General features: G+C 59.5%; 17 protein-coding genes and 1 pseudogene. 6 read left to right on the top strand and 12 right to left on the bottom strand.

Translation table 11 applies throughout. From position 1 onward, the window contains the following. Positions 1-655: 655 nt before the first annotated feature. Both BXE_RS04200 and BXE_RS04195 read right to left on the bottom strand, forming a co-directional pair. The gene (locus BXE_RS04200) at positions 656-2278 is read right to left on the bottom strand and encodes a flavin-containing monooxygenase (protein WP_011487171.1); all 1623 of its coding nucleotides are present in this window, start codon (positions 2276-2278) and stop codon (positions 656-658) included. Between the two features lie 77 nt (positions 2279-2355). Then, positions 2356-3096, bottom strand: coding sequence for an SDR family NAD(P)-dependent oxidoreductase (locus BXE_RS04195; RefSeq protein WP_011487170.1), 741 nt, complete (start codon positions 3094-3096; stop codon positions 2356-2358). Between the two features lie 141 nt (positions 3097-3237). Between BXE_RS04195 and BXE_RS04190 the strand changes: the two genes are divergently transcribed. The 6 genes and pseudogenes from BXE_RS04190 to BXE_RS04165 all read left to right on the top strand — a co-directional run bounded on the left by BXE_RS04190 (position 3238) and on the right by BXE_RS04165 (position 11043). Then, positions 3238-4962: an N-acyl-D-amino-acid deacylase family protein gene (locus tag BXE_RS04190; RefSeq protein WP_011487169.1), complete on the top strand. Its 1725-nt coding sequence runs from the start codon at positions 3238-3240 to the stop codon at positions 4960-4962. 21 nt (positions 4963-4983) lie between these two features. Then, positions 4984-6240, top strand: a complete 1257-nt coding sequence (locus tag BXE_RS04185) for an NAD(P)/FAD-dependent oxidoreductase (protein ID WP_011487168.1) — start codon at positions 4984-4986, stop codon at positions 6238-6240. A 61-nt stretch (positions 6241-6301) separates the two neighbouring features. Further along, positions 6302-6622 carry a 2Fe-2S iron-sulfur cluster-binding protein gene (locus BXE_RS04180; RefSeq protein ID WP_011487167.1) on the top strand — a complete coding sequence of 107 codons (321 nt, stop codon included), beginning with the start codon at positions 6302-6304 and terminating at the stop codon, positions 6620-6622. A gap of 86 nt (positions 6623-6708) precedes the next feature. Continuing rightward, a pseudogene (locus BXE_RS04175) lies at positions 6709-7884 on the top strand (cytochrome P450); the annotation flags it as partial. A gap of 123 nt (positions 7885-8007) precedes the next feature. Next, positions 8008-9327, top strand: coding sequence for a CaiB/BaiF CoA transferase family protein (locus tag BXE_RS04170; RefSeq protein WP_011487165.1), 1320 nt, complete (start codon positions 8008-8010; stop codon positions 9325-9327). 66 nt (positions 9328-9393) lie between these two features. Then, positions 9394-11043 carry a GMC family oxidoreductase gene (locus tag BXE_RS04165; RefSeq protein WP_011487164.1) on the top strand — a complete coding sequence of 550 codons (1650 nt, stop codon included), beginning with the start codon at positions 9394-9396 and terminating at the stop codon, positions 11041-11043. A gap of 64 nt (positions 11044-11107) precedes the next feature. On the opposite strand, the gene BXE_RS43215 is transcribed toward BXE_RS04165, so the two are convergent. From BXE_RS43215 to BXE_RS04115, 10 genes are all read right to left on the bottom strand, one after another. Next, positions 11108-11482, bottom strand: coding sequence for a hypothetical protein (locus BXE_RS43215; protein WP_148222902.1), 375 nt, complete (start codon positions 11480-11482; stop codon positions 11108-11110). A gap of 221 nt (positions 11483-11703) precedes the next feature. Further along, the gene (locus BXE_RS04155; protein ID WP_011487162.1) at positions 11704-12543 is read right to left on the bottom strand and encodes a FadR/GntR family transcriptional regulator; all 840 of its coding nucleotides are present in this window, start codon (positions 12541-12543) and stop codon (positions 11704-11706) included. 278 nt (positions 12544-12821) lie between these two features. Next, positions 12822-14171, bottom strand: coding sequence for an MFS transporter (locus tag BXE_RS04150; RefSeq protein ID WP_011487161.1), 1350 nt, complete (start codon positions 14169-14171; stop codon positions 12822-12824). Between the two features lie 135 nt (positions 14172-14306). After that, entirely contained in the window at positions 14307-15797 is a 1491-nt protein-coding gene (locus tag BXE_RS04145; RefSeq protein WP_011487160.1) for an aldehyde dehydrogenase family protein, read from the bottom strand. An 88-nt stretch (positions 15798-15885) separates the two neighbouring features. After that, positions 15886-16308, bottom strand: a complete 423-nt coding sequence (locus tag BXE_RS04140; RefSeq protein ID WP_011487159.1) for a Zn-ribbon domain-containing OB-fold protein — start codon at positions 16306-16308, stop codon at positions 15886-15888. Then, positions 16305-17498, bottom strand: coding sequence for a thiolase family protein (locus BXE_RS04135; RefSeq protein ID WP_011487158.1), 1194 nt, complete (start codon positions 17496-17498; stop codon positions 16305-16307). Before BXE_RS04135 ends, BXE_RS04140 begins: the two co-directional genes overlap by 4 nt. Positions 17499-17544: 46 nt before the next feature. After that, positions 17545-18777 carry an amidohydrolase family protein gene (locus BXE_RS04130; RefSeq protein WP_011487157.1) on the bottom strand — a complete coding sequence of 411 codons (1233 nt, stop codon included), beginning with the start codon at positions 18775-18777 and terminating at the stop codon, positions 17545-17547. An 84-nt stretch (positions 18778-18861) separates the two neighbouring features. Further along, the gene (locus tag BXE_RS04125) at positions 18862-19380 is read right to left on the bottom strand and encodes a flavin reductase family protein (RefSeq protein ID WP_011487156.1); all 519 of its coding nucleotides are present in this window, start codon (positions 19378-19380) and stop codon (positions 18862-18864) included. 30 nt (positions 19381-19410) lie between these two features. Continuing rightward, positions 19411-20256, bottom strand: coding sequence for an SDR family NAD(P)-dependent oxidoreductase (locus BXE_RS04120; protein WP_011487155.1), 846 nt, complete (start codon positions 20254-20256; stop codon positions 19411-19413). A 52-nt stretch (positions 20257-20308) separates the two neighbouring features. Then, positions 20309-21376, bottom strand: coding sequence for a porin (locus BXE_RS04115; protein WP_011487154.1), 1068 nt, complete (start codon positions 21374-21376; stop codon positions 20309-20311). Positions 21377-21627 lie beyond the last annotated feature (251 nt).

The raw sequence follows: 21627 nt of genomic DNA, 5'->3' as shown, positions 1-21627 counted from the left end.
GATGGAGGATTTTGCACCACCCGGCCGCCGCGCCTCATGCGCCGGCGAATCGTCCTGCGATCGATATCCGTGAGTTCGTGAATCCTGTGCTAGCTCACGTCGCGCTCAAACAGCGTGAATATCGCGCTTCGCAGATGCTGCTTCAAGATATTCACTCCTCGATCTCCTTCGTCACTGGAGGAGACGGCAATGAATGTTCTGCAGCACCGCTAAGGACCGCTCAGCCGGCGGTCGTTATCTGGGGGATTTTGAAGTGACCATACATGGGGGAATTTTACCGATCGTGGGGGCACTACTGCGGCGAAAAGTACAAATACCGAAGATTACTTTCTCTTCGTACCGTCAGCGCCTACTGAGTTTGCCTTCGGATAGTCGTCGCCTACGGGGCCGACGGGTTGCCCTTGCGCCTTGGCCGCACTGATCTGCGCTTTCTGACTGGCGCGCGCCTCCCTGCGCGCCTGTTTGCGCGCTGCGCGCTCCTGTTGCCGTAAAGATCCAGGAGTGCTCGCAGACGTGGTTGCTTCGCTATCTCCGTTCCTCGTCTGCGCTATCGCGGGACTGAAGACGCAAAGCGCGGGTGTGACGAGAACCAATCCAATTGTAACAAGCAGACGTTTTTGCATCGCTATCCTTCTGTCGGTTATCTGTTTGTGCGTTATGCAGCCGTTTCATCCAGCGAGAAACCTTCGTAACCGCGGCGCGCCACCTCGTCACACCTAGCACGGTATCGGCCCAGCCCGCCCACATACGGGAGAAACACCCTCGGCTTGCCCGGAATGTTCGCCCCTATATACCACGAAGCAGCGCGCGGGAACAACGTCGTATCCGCGACTTCATTGACGTGGGTGACCCATGCATCCTCAGAGTTCAGTTGGGCCTCCATGCGATGCACACTGCTGGAACGAAGGTACTGCAAACATTCCGCGATCCATTCGACGTGTTGCTCGATCGACGAAATCATGTTGGTCAACACCGACGGACTGCCCGGCCCGGTGATGAAAAACAGATTGGGGAATCCCGCTGTCATCAGACCCAGATACGTTCGCGGTCCCGCGCTCCACTTTTCCGCCAGTGATTCCTGCCGCCCCTTCACGCGAATATCGATGCCGAGAATAGCGCCCGTTACCGCGTCGTAGCCGGTCGCGAACACGATGGCATCGAGTGGATACGCTTCATTGTCGGTATGAATACCTTCACGCGAAATGCTCGTGATTGGATGCTTGCGGACGTCGACGAGAGAAACGTTGTCACGGTTGTATGTTTCGAAGTAGTCGGTATCAAGACAGATTCGCTTGGTTCCGATTGGATGGTCATTCGGCGTCAGCATTGCTGCGACATCGGGATTCTTCACCATGTCGCGGATCTTTCTCCGCACGAAGTCCGCCATAGTGTCATTCGCTTCAAGGTTCGAAAGAATATCCTTGTAAATGCGAGTGAAGCCCGTGTTGCCCCAGTTCCACCCGATTTCATAGAGCTTTTCCCGCTCTGACGGTGAATCGTCGAATGCGCCCTTTTCCGGCGTCGGATGGCTCGCAATGCCGGCGGCTGCGTGACGCGCTTTCGCACGATGCGTCGCGTAGTTCTGTTTGTATTCGCGCGCTAGGTCCGGATCCATGGGCTTGTTATAAGCAGCGAGGCTGAAGTTCGGAGTGCGCTGGAAAACTGTGCAATGCGCGGCTGCTTTGGCAATCTGCGGAATCACCTGGATGCCCGACGAGCCCGTGCCAATCACGCCAACGCGACGCCCCGTAAAGTCGACACCTTCATGTGGCCATGCGCCCGTGTGATAAAGATTGCCCCCGAAGTCGTCGCGTCCCGGAATGTCCGGCATGCGTGGAACCGAAAGACAACCCGCAGCGGTAATTAGGAACTGGGCGGTCGCCACCTCTCCTTTGTCCGTTCTCACTGTCCAGAGATTTACCGCGGGATCGAATTCCGCAGTGAGAACGCGCTGGTTGAAACGGATGTCCTCGCGCAGGCCGAAGCGGTCTGCAACATGCCCAGCGTAGCGAAGAATTTCCGGCTGTGATGCATAGCGCTCGCTCCAAGACCATTCCTGTTGCAGCTCCTCGGAAAATGAATACGAATACTCGATGCTCTCCACGTCGCAACGCGCGCCAGGATAGCGATTCCAGTACCAGGTGCCGCCTACGTCGGTTCCCGCTTCGAACGCGCGAACGGACATGCCTGTTGCGCGAAGCTTGAAAATCGCATACATTCCGCCGAATCCGGCGCCAATGATCACTGCATCGAAGTGCGATTGCGAAACGTTATTCATGACAGGTTTCCGTTGACGATGAGTTCGATGGATTGAGCAGTTGCCCGATCGTGTCGTTCTACCCGTTTGATCTGTTCCTAACTGGCTCCGCGGACAGGAATTCCTGCGCCGTGAATTGCGCGTGCGTCATCGGATGCAAGAAACAGAATGATGCAGGCGAGATCCACCGGCCTGACCCAGGTTGCGAAATCGGCGTCCGGCATGTCTTTGCGATTCTGCGCAGTGTCGATGATGCTCGGCATGACCGAGTTCACGTTGATGCCATGACCGCGAAGCTCTGCCGACATAGCCTCAGTCAGCCGAAGCACGGCGCTTTTCGATGCGCAATAGGCGCCCATATGCGCCATTCCGGCCTGCGCGGCCATAGCAGCAACGTTTATGACTTTGCCGTACCGGGCGGCGATCATCTTTGGAATGACAGCCTGTGCCATATGCAATACGGTGCGAGCATTCGTATTCGTCAATAGATCCCAGGTTTCATCGCGCATTTCGTGCACGCAATCGCCTGCGTAAAATCCGCCTGCGACGTTGCATAGCACGTCTATCGCGCCGAATCGTTCGACCGCCTGCTCAACGACAGGTATCGCCGCAGCGGGCTCATCCAGCCGCGCTGCGCATAACAGCATGTTCTCGCCTGCGTTATCGAACGCGCTGCGCAACGCGCTTTCCTCGCGATCGATCAGCACCAGATTCGCGCCCACACCGCCGAATGCTTTGGCAACGGCCCGGCCCAGCGTACCAGCCGCTCCCGTGACGATTACCGTTCTGGCGCGCGATAAGTCCGGCGGCAACGCGCCCTTTTCTTCCGTCACGATCATTTGCCTCTCCTCAGCATTTCGGTGAAATCCTTGGTTGACACGATGCAAATTCCAAGTACGATTATCGTTACGGTAAGACCAATTGACCATAAGGGTTTTTATTGATCCGGTGGTCGTTCAGATCCATCAATGGAGACAGGTATGAGTGCGACGTATGACCTCGTGATTCGCGGCGGCAGTGTCATCGATGGTTTGGGAGGACCCGCTATCGAAACTGACATTGGCATCATAGGCGGCCGGATCGCAGAGATTGGCTCGATCAGCACGGAGGGTCGCGAGGAAATCGACGCACGCGGCCAGATCGTCACACCGGGTTTCGTCGATATTCATACCCATTACGATGGCCAGGCGATGTGGGAATCGAGATTCCTGCCTTCCAGTTGGCACGGCGTAACGACCGTCGTGATGGGCAATTGCGGCGTCGGCTTTGCGCCGGTGCGTGTGCAGGACCGCGACCGGCTGATCGAACTGATGGAAGGCGTGGAAGATATTCCGGGGATTGCACTGCACGAAGGACTGGACTGGCAGTGGGAGGGCTTTGCTTCGTTCATGGCGGCTCTCGAGCGCCGACCGCATGACATCGATTTCTGCGCACACGTGCCTCACGCCGCGCTGCGCGTCTATGTCATGGGCGCGCGCGCGGCGCGACTCGAAATGGCGACACCCGAAGATGTCGCCGAAATGCGACGGCTTACTGCTGAAGCGGTGCGCGCAGGCGCGATTGGCGTGAGTACGTCCCGCTCGATCAATCATAAGTCCGTCAAAGGCGATCCAACGCCTTCGCTGCGGGCGGCCGAAAATGAACTGCTCGGTCTCGCGCTCGGCGTCAAGGATGCGGGACGCGGTGTGCTGCAGATGATCATGGACTTCGACGATCCGACAGAAATCCACTCGGACTTCGCCATGATGCGCAGGCTCGTCGAGCAGTCCGGTCGGCCACTGTCGTTCTCGCTGATGCAGAAGCACGGCAATACAGATGGCTGGCGCAAACTGCTCGCGTTAACCGAAGAGGCCAATCGCGACGGCCTGCAAATGCGCGCGCAGGTGGCTCCGCGTGGCATAGGTGTACTGCTTGGGCTGCAGACGAGCCGGAACATTTTTTCCGAGTGTCCGACCTACCGGAAGTTTGCGAACGAGCCGCTTGCAAGCCGCATCGCGCAGATGCGCAAACCGGAAATACGCGAGGCACTGATTGCCGAACTCGTGGCGACGGAAACCGGCCTCGGCAAGCGGCTATCGGAGTTCGACAACATCTTCGCTTTCGGCGATCTGGCTGACTACGATCCGGGCGAGGACGCCTCGATCACGGCCATTTCGCGGCAGCAGAATCGGTCACCGGAACAGGTTGCCTACGACCTGACGATCGCAAACGAAGGCCGCGGCATTCTGTATTCGCCGTTTGCCAACTACGCGTTCCGCAATCTCGATGCATGCGCCGAAATGATGGAAAGTCCGTACACGGTACTAGGGCTCGGCGACGGCGGCGCACACGTCGCGATGATCTCGGATTCGAGCTTCCAGACATTCGTGTTGACCCATTACGGCCGTGGTGGCCTGTTCGATTTGCCCCATCTCGTCAAGCGTCAGACGAGCGACACCGCGCGCATGATCGGCCTGCTCGATCGCGGGCATCTCGCGCCTGGCATGAAAGCCGATCTCAATGTCATCGATATGAACGCGCTCGAGATCCAGCCGCCGCATATGTTCCACGACCTGCCTGCAGGCGGCGGACGGCTGCTGCAAAACGCGAACGGCTACGTCGCGACCATCGTTTCGGGCGTGCCCGTGTACCGGCACGGAAAAGCGACCGGCGCGCTGCCCGGAAAACTCGTGCGCGGCCAGCAACCCGCGCCGCAATGCCAGTAAACCACCGGGACGACTTCACTTATGTCCGATCTGTCTTCACACATCCTCGTGCTAGGTGCTGGCCACGCCGGCGACTCGGTAGCCGCCTTTTTACGGCAATACGGCTGGCAGGGCTCGATTACGCTCGCTGGCAATGAAGGCACCGCGCCCTATCATCGCCCGCCCCTGTCCAAGGCGCTGCTGCTCGGTCAGATTCCTGACGACGATCTGTCCCTGCGTCCCGCGTCGTTCTACGACAAACAGAACATCCGGTTGCTCACCGACATACACGCAATCCAGATCGAGCGCGCCCAGCGCCGCGTCAAGGTCCGCAACGGTGAGCCGCTTGCCTATGACCACCTGATTCTTGCGACCGGAGCCAGGGTGCGCGCGCTCGATGTCCCCGGCAAAGAATTAGAAGGCGTCATGTCATTACGGGGACGCGCCGATTCGCTCGCCTTTCGCGACGCCATTCGTCCCCGCAAACACGTGGTCATCGTCGGCGGCGGTTATATCGGTCTCGAAGCGGCCGCGTCGGCGTCGAAACTCGGTGCAAACGTTACGGTGATCGAGCGCGAAGCGCGTCTGCTTGCACGGGTGGCGTCGCCGTTTCTCGCACAGTATGTACACGATTACTACCGCGCACGAGATGTAGCAATCGAGTTGAGCGCTTCGGTCGCGGGCTTCGAAGGCAACGGCGGTCGCGTCACCGAGGTGCGGCTCGCCGATGACCGGACGTTGCTGTGCGATGTCGCGCTGGTCGGCATCGGCGTGCTCGCAGAGCAATCGCTCGCGGTGGCTGCGGGCCTCGCGTGCAACGACGGCGTCCTGGTCGACGAACACGCGCGCACCAGCGATGAGCGTATTCATGCAATCGGCGATTGCACCCGGCGTCCGCTAAGGCTCGGCGGTTCGGATCTGATGGTGCGACTCGAAAGTGTACACAACGCAACCGAGCAGGCGCGACAGGCCGCGTCCGATCTTTGCGGCCGCGCGGCACCGGTTGTCGAGTGTCCGTGGACGTGGTCGGATCAGTTCGATCTACGCCTTCAACTGGCCGGCTTTCCGAAGGCTGCGGCCGACACCGTGGTGCGCGGCGATCCGATGAAAGACGCCTTCGCCATATTCCATCTGGATGCCGCAGCGCGACTTCAGGCCGTCGAGGCGATCAATGCACCTACCGAATTTGCGTTCGCGCGCCGCGTGGCAGCGAGCGGCGTGCCTTTACCGCGCAACCGGCTGAGCGACCCCGCTGTGCCGCTGAAAGCCCTCATGGATGACGCACTCACACGCGCCTGATCTCATCCACACGAATATCGGATTGCCCGAGAACACTACACGATTTCACAAGGAGACAGCCATGCCAACTATTCATTTCATCACATACAACGGCGAAACACACAGCGTCGTCGGAGCCGAAGGCGCTTCCGTCATGTCGGTTGCACAGCAGAACAACGTTCCCGGCATCGACGGCGACTGCGGCGGCGTCTGTGCGTGCGCCACGTGTCATGTTTACGTCGATCCAGACTGGAGCGATCGCGTGGGCGGGCGCGGCGACCAGGAGGATTCCATGCTGACCTTTTCACCGATCCTCAGGGACAACTCGCGGCTCTCCTGCCAGATCGCGGTGCGCGAGGAACTCGACGGACTGGTCCTGCACCTTCCCGAAGGCCAGCACTGACCACGCTTGCCCGACACTCAAATCCCGTTCCAGACAAGGCGCTCGCCCCGCTCACGCGGAATTGCCATTCAGCCAAGGTGAATTGTATGAATACCCTCGTTGTCGACTCTTCCCATGTACGCCTTGCACCGGATGCATTGTCGCAACCGGTCGAGGACATCGACCCCAGCCTGCCGTACCGCTTCCAGCAGCAAACCCATTTTGCGATGTTCGACCGACTGCGCCGCGAGTCGCCGGTCCACTACGTGAAAGATAGCGAGTACGGCCCCTTCTGGTCCGTGCATCGCTACAACGACATCATCGACGTGGAAATCGACCACGCAACGTTTTCCTCGGATGTCAAATACGGCGGCATGTTGATCAAGGACTTGCCGGAAAACATGCGCCGCACGAGCTTCATCAATGCGGATCCACCACTCCACGATCATCAGCGCCGAGTTGTCAGTCCGATCGTCGCACCCGGCAATCTCAACCGGTTGGAGCACACGATCCGGCGCGAAGCAGCGGACATTCTCGACGGACTGCCGCGCGGCGAAACGTTCGACTGGGTTGATAACGTCAGCATCGAGCTAACCGGGCGCGTGCTCTGCGAACTCATGGATTTTCCGCGTGCGGATCGCCGTCTGCTGACCTACTGGAGCGACATCGTCAACGTCGATCTCGAAGTGGGCGGTGAGATCAATACTGAGGAAAAGCGCTACGTCAAACTGAAGGAATGCGCGTCCTACTTCGGCGTGCTGTTCAAGGAACGTATGAACAGCGAGCCCAAGGATGACCTCATCTCGATGCTCGCGCATTCCGAGTACACGAAGAATATGCCGGAGCAGGAGTTCCTCGGCATGATCGTGCTGCTGATGGTGGGCGGCAACGACACCACCCGAAATTCCATCTCCGGCGGCCTTGTTGCGCTCAACCAGTTTCCCGAACAGTACGCCAAACTGCACAACGATCCCGGCCTGATTCCCAAACTCGTGCCCGAAATCCTGCGATGGGTCACGCCTGTCACGCATATGCGGCGCACCGCCACTCGCGACATCGAATTCCGCGGCAAGCAGATCCGCCAGGGCGACAAGGTCGTTGTGTGGTATGCCTCCGGCAATCGCGACAGCGATGTGATCAAGGATCCGTATCAGTTCATTATCGATCGCGCTAACCCGCGCCTGCATCTCTCGTTTGGTTTCGGTATTCATCGGTGCCTCGGAAACCGGCTTGCCGAGTTGCAACTGCGGGTGCTGTGGGAGGAAATCCTGAAGCGCCAGATGCTGATCGAAATGATGGGCGAACCGGTGCGCAAATACGCCAACAACATCACTGGTGTGATGGCGTTGCCTGTACGCATCGCGGCGTAAGCGCCGGTTTCTCAACATGCAAAGGAGACATTGCAGATGAACGATATCAACAGGCAACGCGGCGAGGCGCACGGTGAAGCTGCTGGCCCCCAAGGTCCGTTGCTCGGATTGCGCGTGATCGATTTCACCCATTTCGTCGCAGGTCCTTACGCGACGATGCTGCTCGCCGATCTCGGCGCAGAAGTAATCAAGATCGAAAATCCGGAGCGCGGCGACGAGTTCCGCCACTACCCGCCCTATAGCGAGAAGCTCAACGGTGAGGGCAGCCCGTTTCTCTGGGTGAATCGCAACAAGAAGAGCCTGGCCGTTAACATGAAGTCGACACATGGGCTACGCATCGTCAAGGAGTTGATTCGCGGCGCGGATATCGTCGTCGAGAATTTCTCGCGCGGCGTGATGGAGCGCTTCGGTCTCGATTACGAGACCGTCAGCAGCGACAACCCCGGTCTTATTTTCTGTAGCGTCTCGGCATACGGCGATGGCGGGACGGGTACGACACGTGTCGGCTTCGATCCGATCGCGCAAGCGGAAAGCGGCTTCATGTCGCTCAATGGTTACGCCGATCGCGAAGGCGTGCGCGCGGGCGCGTCCGTCATCGACATCAGCACCGCAATGATGGCGTCCAACGCGATCCTAGCGGCCGTGGTCGAGCGCCAACGCACGGGTAAAGGCCAGCGGGTCGAAACGTCGCTTTACGCGACCGCCATGACGATGATCGGTTACGCACCCTCGCAGACGCTCATGGATCCAGACTGGGTGTCGACACGGCACGGCAACTCCAGCCCCGATACGGCGCCAACCGGCGTGTACTACGCATCGGACGGCCCGATCTACATTGCATGCACGAGCACGGCGATCTACCAGCGACTCTTCACGCTGATAGGACGTGAAGACCTCGCGAACGATGCGTCGCTGATCGTCAAGAAAAACCGGCTTGCGGCGCGCGACCAGCTCAATACCGCGCTCAACGCGGTGCTGGCGACAAACACCGTCGAGCACTGGATGCCGCGTCTGCTTGCAGCTCGTATTCCTGCGGGGCCGGTGCGTACAATCGCAGAAGCGATCCGCTCGCCCGAAGCGGAAGAGCTAAACATCGTCAGCTGGATTGCGCATCCGACCGCCGGCAAGGTTCCTAACATCCGCCTGCCGATCACGCTGAGCAGAAGCCCGCTCGCCGCGCCAGTCGCTGCGCCCGCGCTCGGCCAGCATACGCGCTACGTGCTGCGCCACACGCTCGGCTACGACGAAGGTCAGATCGATATGCTGGAACGCGCGGGCGCTTTCGGCGAATCGGGCCTCGCACCGGAAGACACTGCGGCGGCAGCCCGCTGTCCGTTCCTGAACGCGGCGTTGTAATCCGCGCGAAGCGGCGCGGGATACATCGCGCCGCCAGAACAACTGCAGTATCGAGGAGACACGATCGTGGAAAAGATCGAGACCGAATTTGATTACATCATCGTCGGCGCGGGCTCGGCAGGATGTGTGCTCGCTAACCGGCTCTCGGCGGATCCGTCTGTCAAGGTTGCCTTGATCGAGGCGGGTCCGTCGGACCGCAGGTTCCCGACGAACATCAAATCGTCGATGCCTGCCGGTATGCTGTTCCTGTTGCCACATTCGAAATACAACTGGCAGTACACGTTCACGGGCGGAAGCGGTGTCAACGGGCGGTCGCTGCTGTGTCCGAGAGGCAAACTGATGGGCGGCACCAGTTCGGTCAACGGCATGGTCTACATTCGCGGTCACCGGCTCGACTACGACGACTGGGCAGCGCTCGGCAACGACGGCTGGTCATATCAGGAAGTGCTGCCCTTCTTCAAGAAGCACGAAAACAACACACAGGGCGAAGCGCCGTTTCATGGCGTGGGCGGCGAAGTGGAAGTGAGTGTGCCGGAGAATCCAAACATTCTTTCCCGCACATTCATTGAAGCAGCGCGTGAAGTAGGTCTGCCGATGAACGCGGATGCTAACGGCACCAGTCAGGACGGCATCGGCTTCAATCACGTGAATCACAAATATGGCAGGCGTTACAGCAGCTCGCGTGCGTTTCTGCACCCAATCCTGCATCGGCGCAACCTGCACGTGCTGACAGATACGCTCGTCGAACGAATTCTCTTTTCCGGCGACCGGGCAACAGGCATTTCTATCCTTCAGGGTGCAGCCCCAACGACGCTTAATGCCACCCGTGAAGTGATCCTGAGCGGCGGCGCAATCAACTCACCGCAACTGCTGATGCTGTCGGGAATCGGCCCGCACGCCGAACTGGCACGCCTTGGCATCGAAACGCGAGTCGATTTGCCGGGCGTGGGCGAGAATCTGCAGGATCACCCGACCGTCCAGGTGTCACGAAGCAACCCCTCGGCCGAATCTTATGCGCTGACGCTGCGTGCGTGGCCGCGCGTGCTGGGCACGCCATTCGCGTATCTGTTCGCAAAGAAAGGCATGTTGGCCACGCACGGCGCGGAGGCCGGCGGTTTCGTGCGCACGCTTCCCGAACTCGACAGGCCGGACATCCAGCTCACCTTCGTCGCGACGATCAAGAAGTCGGTGTACAAGATGCCGCGCACGCACGGCATGATGTTGATGGTGCACCTGATGCGCCCGCGTACGCGCGGCCGCATCAGGTTGACCTCGTCCAGCATCCAAGACAAACCCGAGTTGCATCCTCGCTTTCTCGACGATCCCGAAGACTTGCAAACGCTTTTGCGCGGCGTGCATCAGGCGAGGCGTATTCTCGGCACGAAAGCGTTTGCGCCCTATGTCGGCGAAGAAGTGACGCCTGGCGCGCAATATATGAGCGACGAGGATCTCATCAAGGCGATCCGCGCACAGGTCGGCACCGCATATCACCCGGTGGGAACGTGCAAGATGGGCCCCGCATCGGATCTGATGGCGGTAGTCGACAACGAATTGCGTGTGCGAGGCGTGCGAGGTTTACGCGTGGTGGATGCATCCATCATGCCGAACATCGTGGGCGGCAACACGAATGCACCTGCCATGATGATTGGCGAGCGTGCAGCATCGTTCATTCTGGGTGAGAAGGTAAGCCGGCCGGAAGCGGTAGAGCTCGCCTGACGGCACGGACCGGAAGATTTGAATAGCGAGCGCTTCGGCCAAGCGCTCGCTATGTGGGAACAGATCAGGCCGCAATATTGGCCCTCTTCTTGAGCCGTTCGAGATACGATGCATAAAACTTCTGTTCGGCCTCTGACGCATCGTCGAGATCGAGCATCGCGCCCAGCATTTCGGCGCCGTAGTTGTAGCAGATCCACGCGAGCAATTCGACGATTTCCGCCAAACTGAAATGCTCCTTGAGCACGTCGAAATCACTATCCGCTATTCCCTTGGGATGGCTTGCCACTACGGTTGCGAAGCGAACCGCGGCGGCCACGCGAACATCGTCGTAGTGACCTTTTGGCGCTCCGCTCACTGTTGCGCAGAACCGGCAACCCGCCTCCTGAGCAACAGCACGTCGAACTTCCTCTTTCAGATCAGGGTCGATCTGTCCGCCCATGCGCAGAAACTCGTTCGTCTCACGCCAGCGTTTCGCGACTTCGGGCGCGTGAGAGAGAATGTTGATCAGGGGAGTGGCCGTATGACTTGCGAACGGAAGGCGGGGCATGTTGGCTCCTGGTCGGAAACGTGCGTTAAACGTGACTTTCTGAAACCCACTGCATTCAATATGTGCTTGATACCGCCAGCAGCCGTGAGACTAACTGGCGGCCTGCTCGATGTTTACTTGTCCGACTCAGCATCGAATAGCCCACCCGTGCGCGCACCGCTTTTCGCGCGCGGAGTCCGTGCAGCAGGCGCTTTTGCGGATGTGGCGGCGGCACGCGCACGCGCGCGCGGCGGCGCCGGCTCGACGCTCAATCCCTTGTGGACGACACCGAGGAAACCGCTCATCTCTTTCATGGCTTTCCTGGGATCGCGGGCGCGCAGGTACTTCAGCAAACGCCAGCGGACCGCGACGAGTTCGGGTCGCGCCACGGCGCCGGTCTGATCGATCATCGCCCGCACAATATCCGACAACGATTCGATCAGGATTACCAGCACTTCGTTGTGGGTTGCTTGCGCGATCAGGCGAAAAAACATAAATCCCGCTTTCACGCGCGCGGGTAGTTCTTCTTTCGACGAGCCCAGCTTTTCGATTTCGCGGATGTTCTTTTCGATCGCAAGCCAGTCCGCTTCTTCACCGCGTTCACAGGCAAGTCGCACGACGATCTCGTGAATCAGTTCCCTTGCTTCGAGAAGCCCGTCGCTGGAGAGGCTGCCAAGCAGCAGTAGATCCTGCATGGATCGGGTCAGCAGACCGCTGCTACCATCGCGGATAAATGCACCGCCTTTGGCTCCCGTTTTTAACTCAATGATTCCGGAAATCTCGAGGCTTCGCAGCGCTTCGCGAACTGCGGGACGGCTAACATTGAAGCGGATGGCGAGATCGCGCTCCGGAGGCAGTTTGTCGCCCGTGCTCAGATTGCCTGACGCGAGCAGCCCGCGGATCTGCAGGCAGATTTCTTCGAAGACCCGCTTGGTCTTGATCGACTGGAGTTCCAGCTGGTCGTTGTTTTCCATAGCTGAATGTAACCGGTTATCGGATAGGTACGGGAGTCAGAATCAAGACCAGTAACGTCCGGATGGAGTGGACCGTCCTGCCTCCGACAGAGATCTGCATGATTTTTCACGCGCGTCATCACCTCGGAAACCTGCAACAGGACACGTTGCAAACGCTCATACCATTGTACCAAAGACCGGATCATTTTCGACGCTCGCTGCGGCTGCAATCGGGGGCCGGCCAGCCGGCTCCCGATCATTAACGCGATGTGACGAACATCGGCTAAACAATGTGCGCCTCAATGTCCTGTCGCGCCAGACAACGATTTATCCGCAGTCACACCCCATGAGGCGCCACGCCGCTGCACGATGGACGCCATCGTGAATGCAAGGGCTGCGGCCAGGATGCACATGCAGGCCAGAACGTACAGGGCAAGCCGGCTGTCACCGGAGAGATCCGTCAACACTCCGATCACCCAAGGCCCAGCGAAGCCGCTGAGATTGCCCACCGAGTTGACCATTGCCATTGCGATCGCGACGGTGGCGCCGGCGAACACAGTCGCAGGCATTGTCCAGAAGAATGCAGCCGCAGCGGGGGCGCCGCCGGCGCCGAGACACAGGCCAAGAAGCGTCAGCACACTGGAGTCGGTCGACGCTGCCAGATACAGGCCCGCGCCCGAAAGAATCAGACCGATCGCCATGTGCCAGCGACGCTCGCCCGTCATCGCCGAGCTCTTGCCCATCGCGTAGATCAGCACGCAGGCAAAGAGCCACGGCAATGTGGAAATGAAGCCCGCGTGCACCGGGTCGGTGTGAAACCGGCTCTGCAGAATACGGGGCATGAAATAGATAAGTCCCCAGTAGCCAAGCAGCATCAGGAAATAGAGCAACGCGAAAAGCCACGAAAAGGGATCTTTCAACGTCTTGACCAAGGCACGCGTCGCATCTCCCCGTTGGCCTCGCGCGACTTCCGGAATCTGCGAGGCGAGATACGCCTTTTCCTCAGCGCTCAACCATTTCGCATCCTTGGGACGCGACGGCAATGAGAGCCACGTATAGATGCCAAGCAGAAACGCTGGAATGCCTTCGAGTACGAAGACCAGACGCCAATCGGCAATGGGTCCGAAGCCGTGAAGGGAAAGCAACGCGGAGGTTGCCAACGCGCCGAATACGAGTGCGAGCGGCGTGAATGCGGTATAGGTGGCGTAGGCTTTAGCCAGTGCGCGCGGCGGATACCACAACGTCATCAGAAACATCGCACCAGGATAGAAACCCGCTTCGGTCACGCCCAGCAGAATGCGACACGCGAGAAGCCAAGTTTCGCTTCGTGCGGCTGCCAGCCCGAAACATACCAACCCCCAACCTGCCATGATGCAACCCATCCAGAAGCGGCCGCCGAAACGCACGATCGCCATATTGGATGGAATGGCGAACAGCAAATAGCCAATATAAAAGACACCAGCCGCAAGACCAAAGCTTGCCGCAGACAGATGCAGGTCCTTGGAGATGGGACCGGCGAGGACTCCCAGATTTGCCCGGTCCACGAAGGAAATCAGGTACCCCAGCATGAAAATCAGCATCACCCGCCAGTTCACCTTCGAAACGATACGCCGTTCGATCTCGGCGACCATGCCTTCATCGGCTTTCATACTCGTCTCCATTGGAAGCCAGCGCTTCGGCGCCCGAAGGCGCATGGCACCGGCAAGTGTTTTTCTTTGAATATCGTCGTTGATCTGCCTGTTTGCAATGCGGATTTCCCGTCCAGCGTTTGTCAGCTCGCGCCGTCAGTCCGTTTTGATCCAGATCGCCTTCGTTTGCAGAAACTCTTCCATGTGTTCGACACCCGACTCCCGCCCATAGCCGCTCATCTTGTAGCCGCCGAACGGAACCGCCGGGTCCATTACCTGATAGCAATTGACCCAGACGGAGCCCGCGCGCAGTCCGCGCGCGACTCTGTGAGCGTTGCCGATGTCACGCGTCCACACGCCGCTGCCAAGGCCGTACTCCGTGTCGTTACCGCGCTGTACGGCTTCTTCGGCGGTATCGAATGGCAACACAGAAATCACCGGGCCGAAAATTTCTTCGCGTGCGATCGCCATGTCGTCTTTCACACCGTCGAACACGGTCGGCTCAACGAAATAGCCATTCTTCAGTTCGTCGTTCTGCAGACGCGTGCCGCCCGCCACTGCGCGCGCGCCCTCTTCGCGCCCCTTGTCGAGATACGAAGTGACCCGTTTCAATTGTGCTTCGCTGACGAGCGGCCCCAGTTGCGTGTCGGGATCAAGCGGATTGCCGACCCTGAGCGTCTTTGCGAACGACGATAGCCGCTCGACGAATTCCTCATGAATCGAACGCTGCACGAATAGCCGCGTGCCCGCGCTGCAAATCTGGCCGGAGTTCGCAAACACGGCCATCGCCGCGCCGGGCACGGCCGCGTCGAGATTAGCGTCCGCGAAAACGATGTTGGGTGACTTGCCGCCGAGTTCGAGCGAAACGCGTTTGATGTTGCCCGCCGACGCGCGAATGATGTGCTGCCCGACTTCCGTCGATCCGGTGAAGGCCACCTTGTCGACGCCAGGATGGGCGGCGAGCGCGGCGCCCGCCCCTGCGAAACCGGTCACCACATTCACAACGCCCTGTGGAATGCCGGCTTCGAGGCAGAGTTCGCCGAAACGCAACGGCGACAGAGGCGCCTGCTCGGCGGGCTTAAGAACGACTGTGCAGCCGGCTGCGAGAGCCGGCGCGATCTTCCAGATAGCGAGCCCGAGCGGACCATTCCACGGATTGATCGCCGCGACCACGCCGACGGGTTCCTTGACGGTGTACGAAATGACCTCGCCTGCCTGCGAGTTGTCGATCGTGCTTCCGTGAATGGATGTCGCGAGCCCAGCATAAAAGCGCAACAATCCGATCGCACGCGTGCGCTTGGCACCGGTACTGCGGATCGGTCCACCCATGTCGAGCGTATCCAGCAGCGCCAACTCGTCGAAATGCGTTTCGACGAGGTCGGCGAGTTTGAGCAGAACGGCCTGACGATCGAACGGCTTGAATCTGCCCCACGGTCCATCCAGTGCGCGCCTTGCGGCGGCGACGGCCAGATCGATGTCTTTCTCGTCTGCTTCTGCGATTTGCGCGAGCGCTTTGCCGGTAGTCGGATTGATCGTTTCGAAGGTGCGGCCGGAACGGGCGGGCGTGGGTTGTCCGTCGATCAGCAATAGCTTCGGCGATCCGTCCAGCCACGCCGGCAAGGCAGGCGTTTCGTTCATGTGTCCCATGACAGTCTCCAGTTTGAATTGAATCTCGCAGGCAATCGGCTCTCGCCCGGTGTGTGACGTTTCCGTTGCCAGCCGTGCGACTCGCGCATCACCTCGGCACCGCGGCCAGCATGGGACCGTCGAGATAGCTCAACGCCGCCATCCGGACCGGCATGCCGGGCGCGACGTCCTGATGCTCCGCGCCGTGCAGACGGCACGCCAGTCGCAACCCCACATCCAGATCAACGATTCCGAGCGTGAACGGCGCTTCCTCCACGAAGGCGCTCGGCGCGGAATACACGCGCGTCCACGAGTACAGGGTGCCGGTCGTGCACAGATCCGCCCAACGCATGTCGTCGCTCCAGCAATGTGGGCAGACCGGTTTCGGCACAAATGTCGGCTTACTGCAGCGCGTGCAGAATGTGGTGATCAGACGACCGTCCGACAGAGCCTTCCAGTACGGCTCCGTAAATGCCGAGACACGCGGCGGATATGCCCGCTCGCGCGGCATCAAAATGGTAGTGAGGTTCATCGGATCGCCTCCAGCACGTGAACGAGCGCCGCGTTGTAGTTGCCGAGTTCGCCAGTTGTCAGTCCCCAGCGGGCGTCTGTGACTTGCCGTTCGCCTGCACGGTTCAGCAACTGATCGACCAGTTCGACAACGTTATAGAGTGAGGTCACCAGAGCGGGATGTCCGCGCGATGTGAGACCGCCCGAGGTCGAAATCGGAATACGACCGCCAAGCGTCGTTTCTTTCGCCGCCGCGGCCGCCGCGCCTTCGCCGCGAGCGAAGAAACCGAGCGCTTCGCTCACGATCACCTCGACGATCGTGCACGGCGCGTAGACCTCGGCGATGTCGATATCGCGCGCCTCGATGCCCGCCTCGCGATAGGCTGCAGCGCCGGCTCGCACGGCCGCGTTGAACTCGATCATGTCGTTCGGCACCTCGCTGATCTGATGCGCCCCCTCGTGATGGAAGCCGCGGCCGCGCAGCAGCGCGTAGGGCCGACCCGTGCTCCTCGCCACCTCTTCCGAAGCTAGTACGATGCAGGCCGCGCCGTCCCCCCGTGGAGGAACTTCGTAGAGCCCGAGCGGCTCAACGATCGGACGCTGCGCGAGCACGTCTTCGAGAGAAATGGGCTTACGGTATTGCGCGAGCGGATTGAGCGAAGCGTGATACCGGTTCTTGACGGCCACAGACGCAATCTGCTCACGCGTCGCGCCGTATTGATACATGTACCGCGTGGCATCCATCGCATACCAGGAGATAGGAATGAATCCGGCGGTGGCGTGAAAATCGATGTCGCCCGTCGCACGCATGCTGCTCATTGCATGCTCGGTAGACGAGATCGCCGACTCCATGTTGATCCCGAGCGCCAGCACGACTTTCGCCCGCCCGAGCCTGATCTGGTTCGCCGCTTCGTCGAACGCGAGCGCGGCCGTCATGCCGTTCCCCATCACTTCCATGACGGTGCCGTCGCACGGCAACCGCAAGTAATTGGCCATGAATGTATGCAGATATTTTTGCCGCGTGTAGGTCCTCGGCGAGGTGAACACGAGACCGCCGATGTCATCCTTCTCGATGTGTGCATCGCGCGCAGCCTGAACCACCAGCTTCGCGAGGATCTCGTGTTCGAGCGTCTGTAACGGCCCGTTCGGATCCGACTGGTGTCGCCCGATCGGGATCGCGCTCGCCCCCATGACAGCCACGTTGCCGTTCACAAATCGACTCCTGTTCCGGATGAATATTTCGGCGTTGTCGCCGGCGTCATTGCGTGAGACCGGTTTGCGCCTGCGTCGCCTGATAGCGCGGCGGAACCGGAAAGTGGAAAATCCGCGCCGCATTCAGGCCGAGAATCTGTGCGCGCGTGCCGTCGCGCAGGGTTCCCATCTGACGCTCGATCGCTTCCGACGAATGCGGCCACGTTCCCTCGTGATGCGGATAGTCGCTTGCCCACAGGAAATTGCCTTCGAGGCCGAGCGTCTCGCAAAGCGCCACGCCCGAGGGATCTTCAGAGAACGTGGCTGAAAAATGCCGACGGAAGTAGTCGCTCGGCAGTCCATGCTTCAGCTTTGGCTTCACCCAGAAATGATGCTTTTTGTAGACTTCGTCCATCGTGTCGAGCATCCATGGAATCCAGCCCACTCCGGTTTCGATCAACGAAAAATGCAGCCTGGGAAACCGGTCCAGCACGCCGGAGGCGCACAGGTTCGCAATTGGCTCGAACACCGGCGAAAATGCGTGCGCGAAATAATTGACGAGCGCGCCACCCGGTCCGCGTGACGTACGTGGGTCCTTGCCCGTCGAAATGTGAATCGTGACGGGCATACCCGTTTCCTCGATCGCGGCCCACAGCGGATCAAAATGAGGAAGGTTGTAATTCACGTGATTGACGTCGTGCGGGCCGTAAATGGGTTTGCATGGAATATTCACGCTCCGGAACCCCATGGCAGCGGCCCTTTGAACTTCCACGATCGAACCTTCCAGGTCGCCGGTCGAAATCGTCGCCACAGGCGAGCAACGATCGACGTGCGACCCATACGTTTCCCACGCCCAGTCGTTGTAGACCTTGCACTGGGCTGACGCGAATACGGGATCGGGGGTCGACCACATCGCAAGCCCCTTGTTCGGGAAAACGAGTTCTGCGTCGATGCCGTCCATATCGAGGTCTTTCAGACGCTGCTCGACATTCGCGCCCGCTTTGGCGCGCGCGGCGTCCTCACCCTCGAGCGCGGCCAGAACGAGACGGTCCGGCTTCTGCTGGCCTTCGCTCTGGCGCCACTGCACGCCATGCTCGTCGACCCACACCCGCGGCAGGCGCTCACGATATTTCGCATCCATGCGCTCCACCCACAGCGTAGGTGGCTCGTTCGCGTGATCGTCGCACGACACCATGAAATACTTGTTCGGGTCGGAGCGGCGCGCGGTATGCGACCATCCTTCGACACCAGGCGTCATCGTGCGCCATTCATTGGCACTGTTGACTTCAATCGCCTCCATCTTTCGCCTCCACTGATATAATGGTAAAACCATTCTAGACATCGCCATCCTGTTGTCAACCGTTCGTTTCGCGCTATGGCGACCTCAGCGCCACGCCGCGGTCACCGCGTAATTGCCTTTGCAGAAAACGAGTGGCGAGTCCTGTCCCCTGTAGCTGAAACGTTCGACGTTGCCGATGAAAAGCACGTGGTCACCGACATCGAGTTCAGTACAGGTCACGCATTCGAAGTAGGCAACGCAATCTTCGATCAGCGGAATGTTGCGCAGACCGGGACGCGTCGGCACGGTTGCGAATTTGTCCGGAATCGAACTGTCGGCGAAACGGACCGCGAGAGGATTTTGCGTTTCCGCCAGAACGTTGACCGCGAAAGCGCGTGCGCGGCGGAACACTGCTGCCGAGCGGCTTGTCGCACGCAGACTCCACGTGATCAATGGTGGCTCGAGCGACACGGAGCCGAACGAATTGCAGGTGAGGCCTGCCGGAATCCCCGATGAATCGGCGGTAGTCACGATCGTCACGCCGGTCGGAAAACAGCCGAGCGCCCGCCGGAAACTGCGCGTGTCCGGGACCGCTCGCACTGTTTTTCTATCTTCGTCTTTCATGACCTCTCCATTGATAAGGAAAACTCGCGTTCAACGTCCAAGCCGCGCAAATGCACTCAGATCGGCTTGATGCGTGCCGCCGTACTGTTGTGCCGGATCGTGCACATGCATAAGTGCGGTATTCAGAAATCCGCCATCGGCGACGATGTCCTCTCCGTTGATGAAGGCGCTTGCAGGACTCGCCAGAAAGCCGACGATTGCGGCGACGTCATCGACGGTGCCAAGACGTCTGACGGGCGTCGCTTGCGTGCGAAGTTGCAACAGATCGGGATTGGCGTAGTGAACTTCCGAAAGCGGCGTGCGAATGAATCCCGGGCTCACAGAGTTTGCACGTATGCCTCGCGGCGCCCACTCCACTGCCGTGTGACGCGTCAGTGCCAGTAGTCCCGCCTTGCTGACGCTGTAGGCAACGGACGTGTTTGGGCTGTACGCCGCGATCGAAGCAATATTAACGATGCTGCCTGCCCCCGCTTCGAGCATTGCCGCACCGAAGCTTGCCGTGCACAGCAATGCACCTGTCAGATTCACCGCGAGGCTGCGATCCCAGTCCTCGAGCGATATGCTTTCGAGCGCCGATGGACGAGCCAGAACACCTGCGTTATTGACCAGCACGTCGATGCGCCCGAAGCTCGACAACACCTGTGCGGCAGCGTAACGTGTCGATGCGGCATCGGTGACATTACACGCAACGTTCAACACGGTTGCTCCGGAATCTGTCAGTTCGCTCGCGAGCGAGACGAGACGTTCGATTCCCGGCTCAAGCAACGCAACACTCGCGCCCAGTCCGGCAAGCCGCTTTGCGATACCCGTGCCGAGGCCGCCCGCCGCTCCGGTAATGGCCGCAACCTTGCTCTGCAGAAAAAAATCCTGATTCATCGATATTCCTCCGATACGCGCGAAACGTGCACCCCGTGGCCGGCTCGCCGACTCAGAACAATGTGCTGATACCCAGTTGCACACCGTTGACGTTGCCACCCGGCTGCGGTGCCAGAATCGACGTTTCCTGTAATCCGCCCTTGGCATTCTTATGGTTGTTGAGAAATGCGTAGGTCGCATATAGCGAGGTGCGCTTGGAAAGGTTGTAGACGTAGCCTATCGCCAGTTGTTGAGAGTCAAGCGAAGAATCGCCATGAATGTGTTGTTCGATCGCCGAGAAGCGCACCGCATTCACGCCGACCGGAACCATTCCCCCAAGGAGAATGGTCGACTGCGTCTGCGAAGCCGTTCCGCCGACTTCGGCCTGCTGGTAAAAACCGTAGACAGTGAAAATATTGAAGTTGTAAGTGCCACCGAAGTTGAGCACCCGGACGTCGCCTGCCAGATAGGTCGTCTTGCCGCCCGCAATCGCCACGTTCGCTCCGTGCCCGATATAGCCGACCCGGAATCCTGCGTAGTTGCCGTCATGGCCGGTGCCATCGGGTAAGTTCTGCGGGTTGTTACCCAGACCGTATGCGACCTCGCCAAAAAAGCCGCCTAACGTATCTGGCGTGAGATAGAACGCCGTGTTCGACGTACGCACGCCCGTAATGCCCGTGTCTGTCAGATCCCTGACCGCCGCGCTCCCGATTCCTTCGTGTACAAAGGGGTCGTATTTTGCTACGTTCCAATAGGACGGCGAGTAGTCGCGCCCCAAGCGCAGTTCACCGTATGTTTTCGATGTGAGGTTGATGAACGATCTGCGATTGAACATGGCAGTCGCGACGCCGCTTTTCTGATTGTTCGTGTTGGTGGTTCCGCCTAACCCGCTACTGGGGAAGATATCGCTTTCGAGCGTGAAGCCTGCAGAGAGACCGCCGCCGAGATCTTCGTTGCCAATTAATCCGAATCGGGAAGCGTTTTCGCCGCTGTCTTCGAGCGATGTTTTGGACCCCTGCCCTGCAGCTCTGACGTAGGCAACGGATGTATCCACAGTTCCATACAGGGTAACCGAGCTCTGAGCCCATGCGAGGATGGGTAACGCCGAGATGACGGCCGGCAGTACGATACTTTTTTCCATTACATAATCTCCAATATATTTTTTTGACTGTCCTTCTGCATACACAATTGAGTTCCCCTTGTCTGGCAGCAGAGGTTGATTAGCGAAACTTATTATGTGAATGTCATATGCCCCGACCAGACTGCACCGGATGTCGGCGTTCGTCTCTACTTTCCCACTTTCACTCACGCCTGAATCCCAGTGCGCGGTGCGACCGAACATTACATCGGCCATCTGAGCTAAGCGACTTTGCCTGCCTGTGTCACCCGTCT

It is taken from the genome of Paraburkholderia xenovorans LB400, assembly GCF_000013645.1.
Classification (GTDB): domain Bacteria; phylum Pseudomonadota; class Gammaproteobacteria; order Burkholderiales; family Burkholderiaceae; genus Paraburkholderia; species Paraburkholderia xenovorans.
This window is presented reverse-complemented; position numbering and strand designations above follow the sequence as displayed.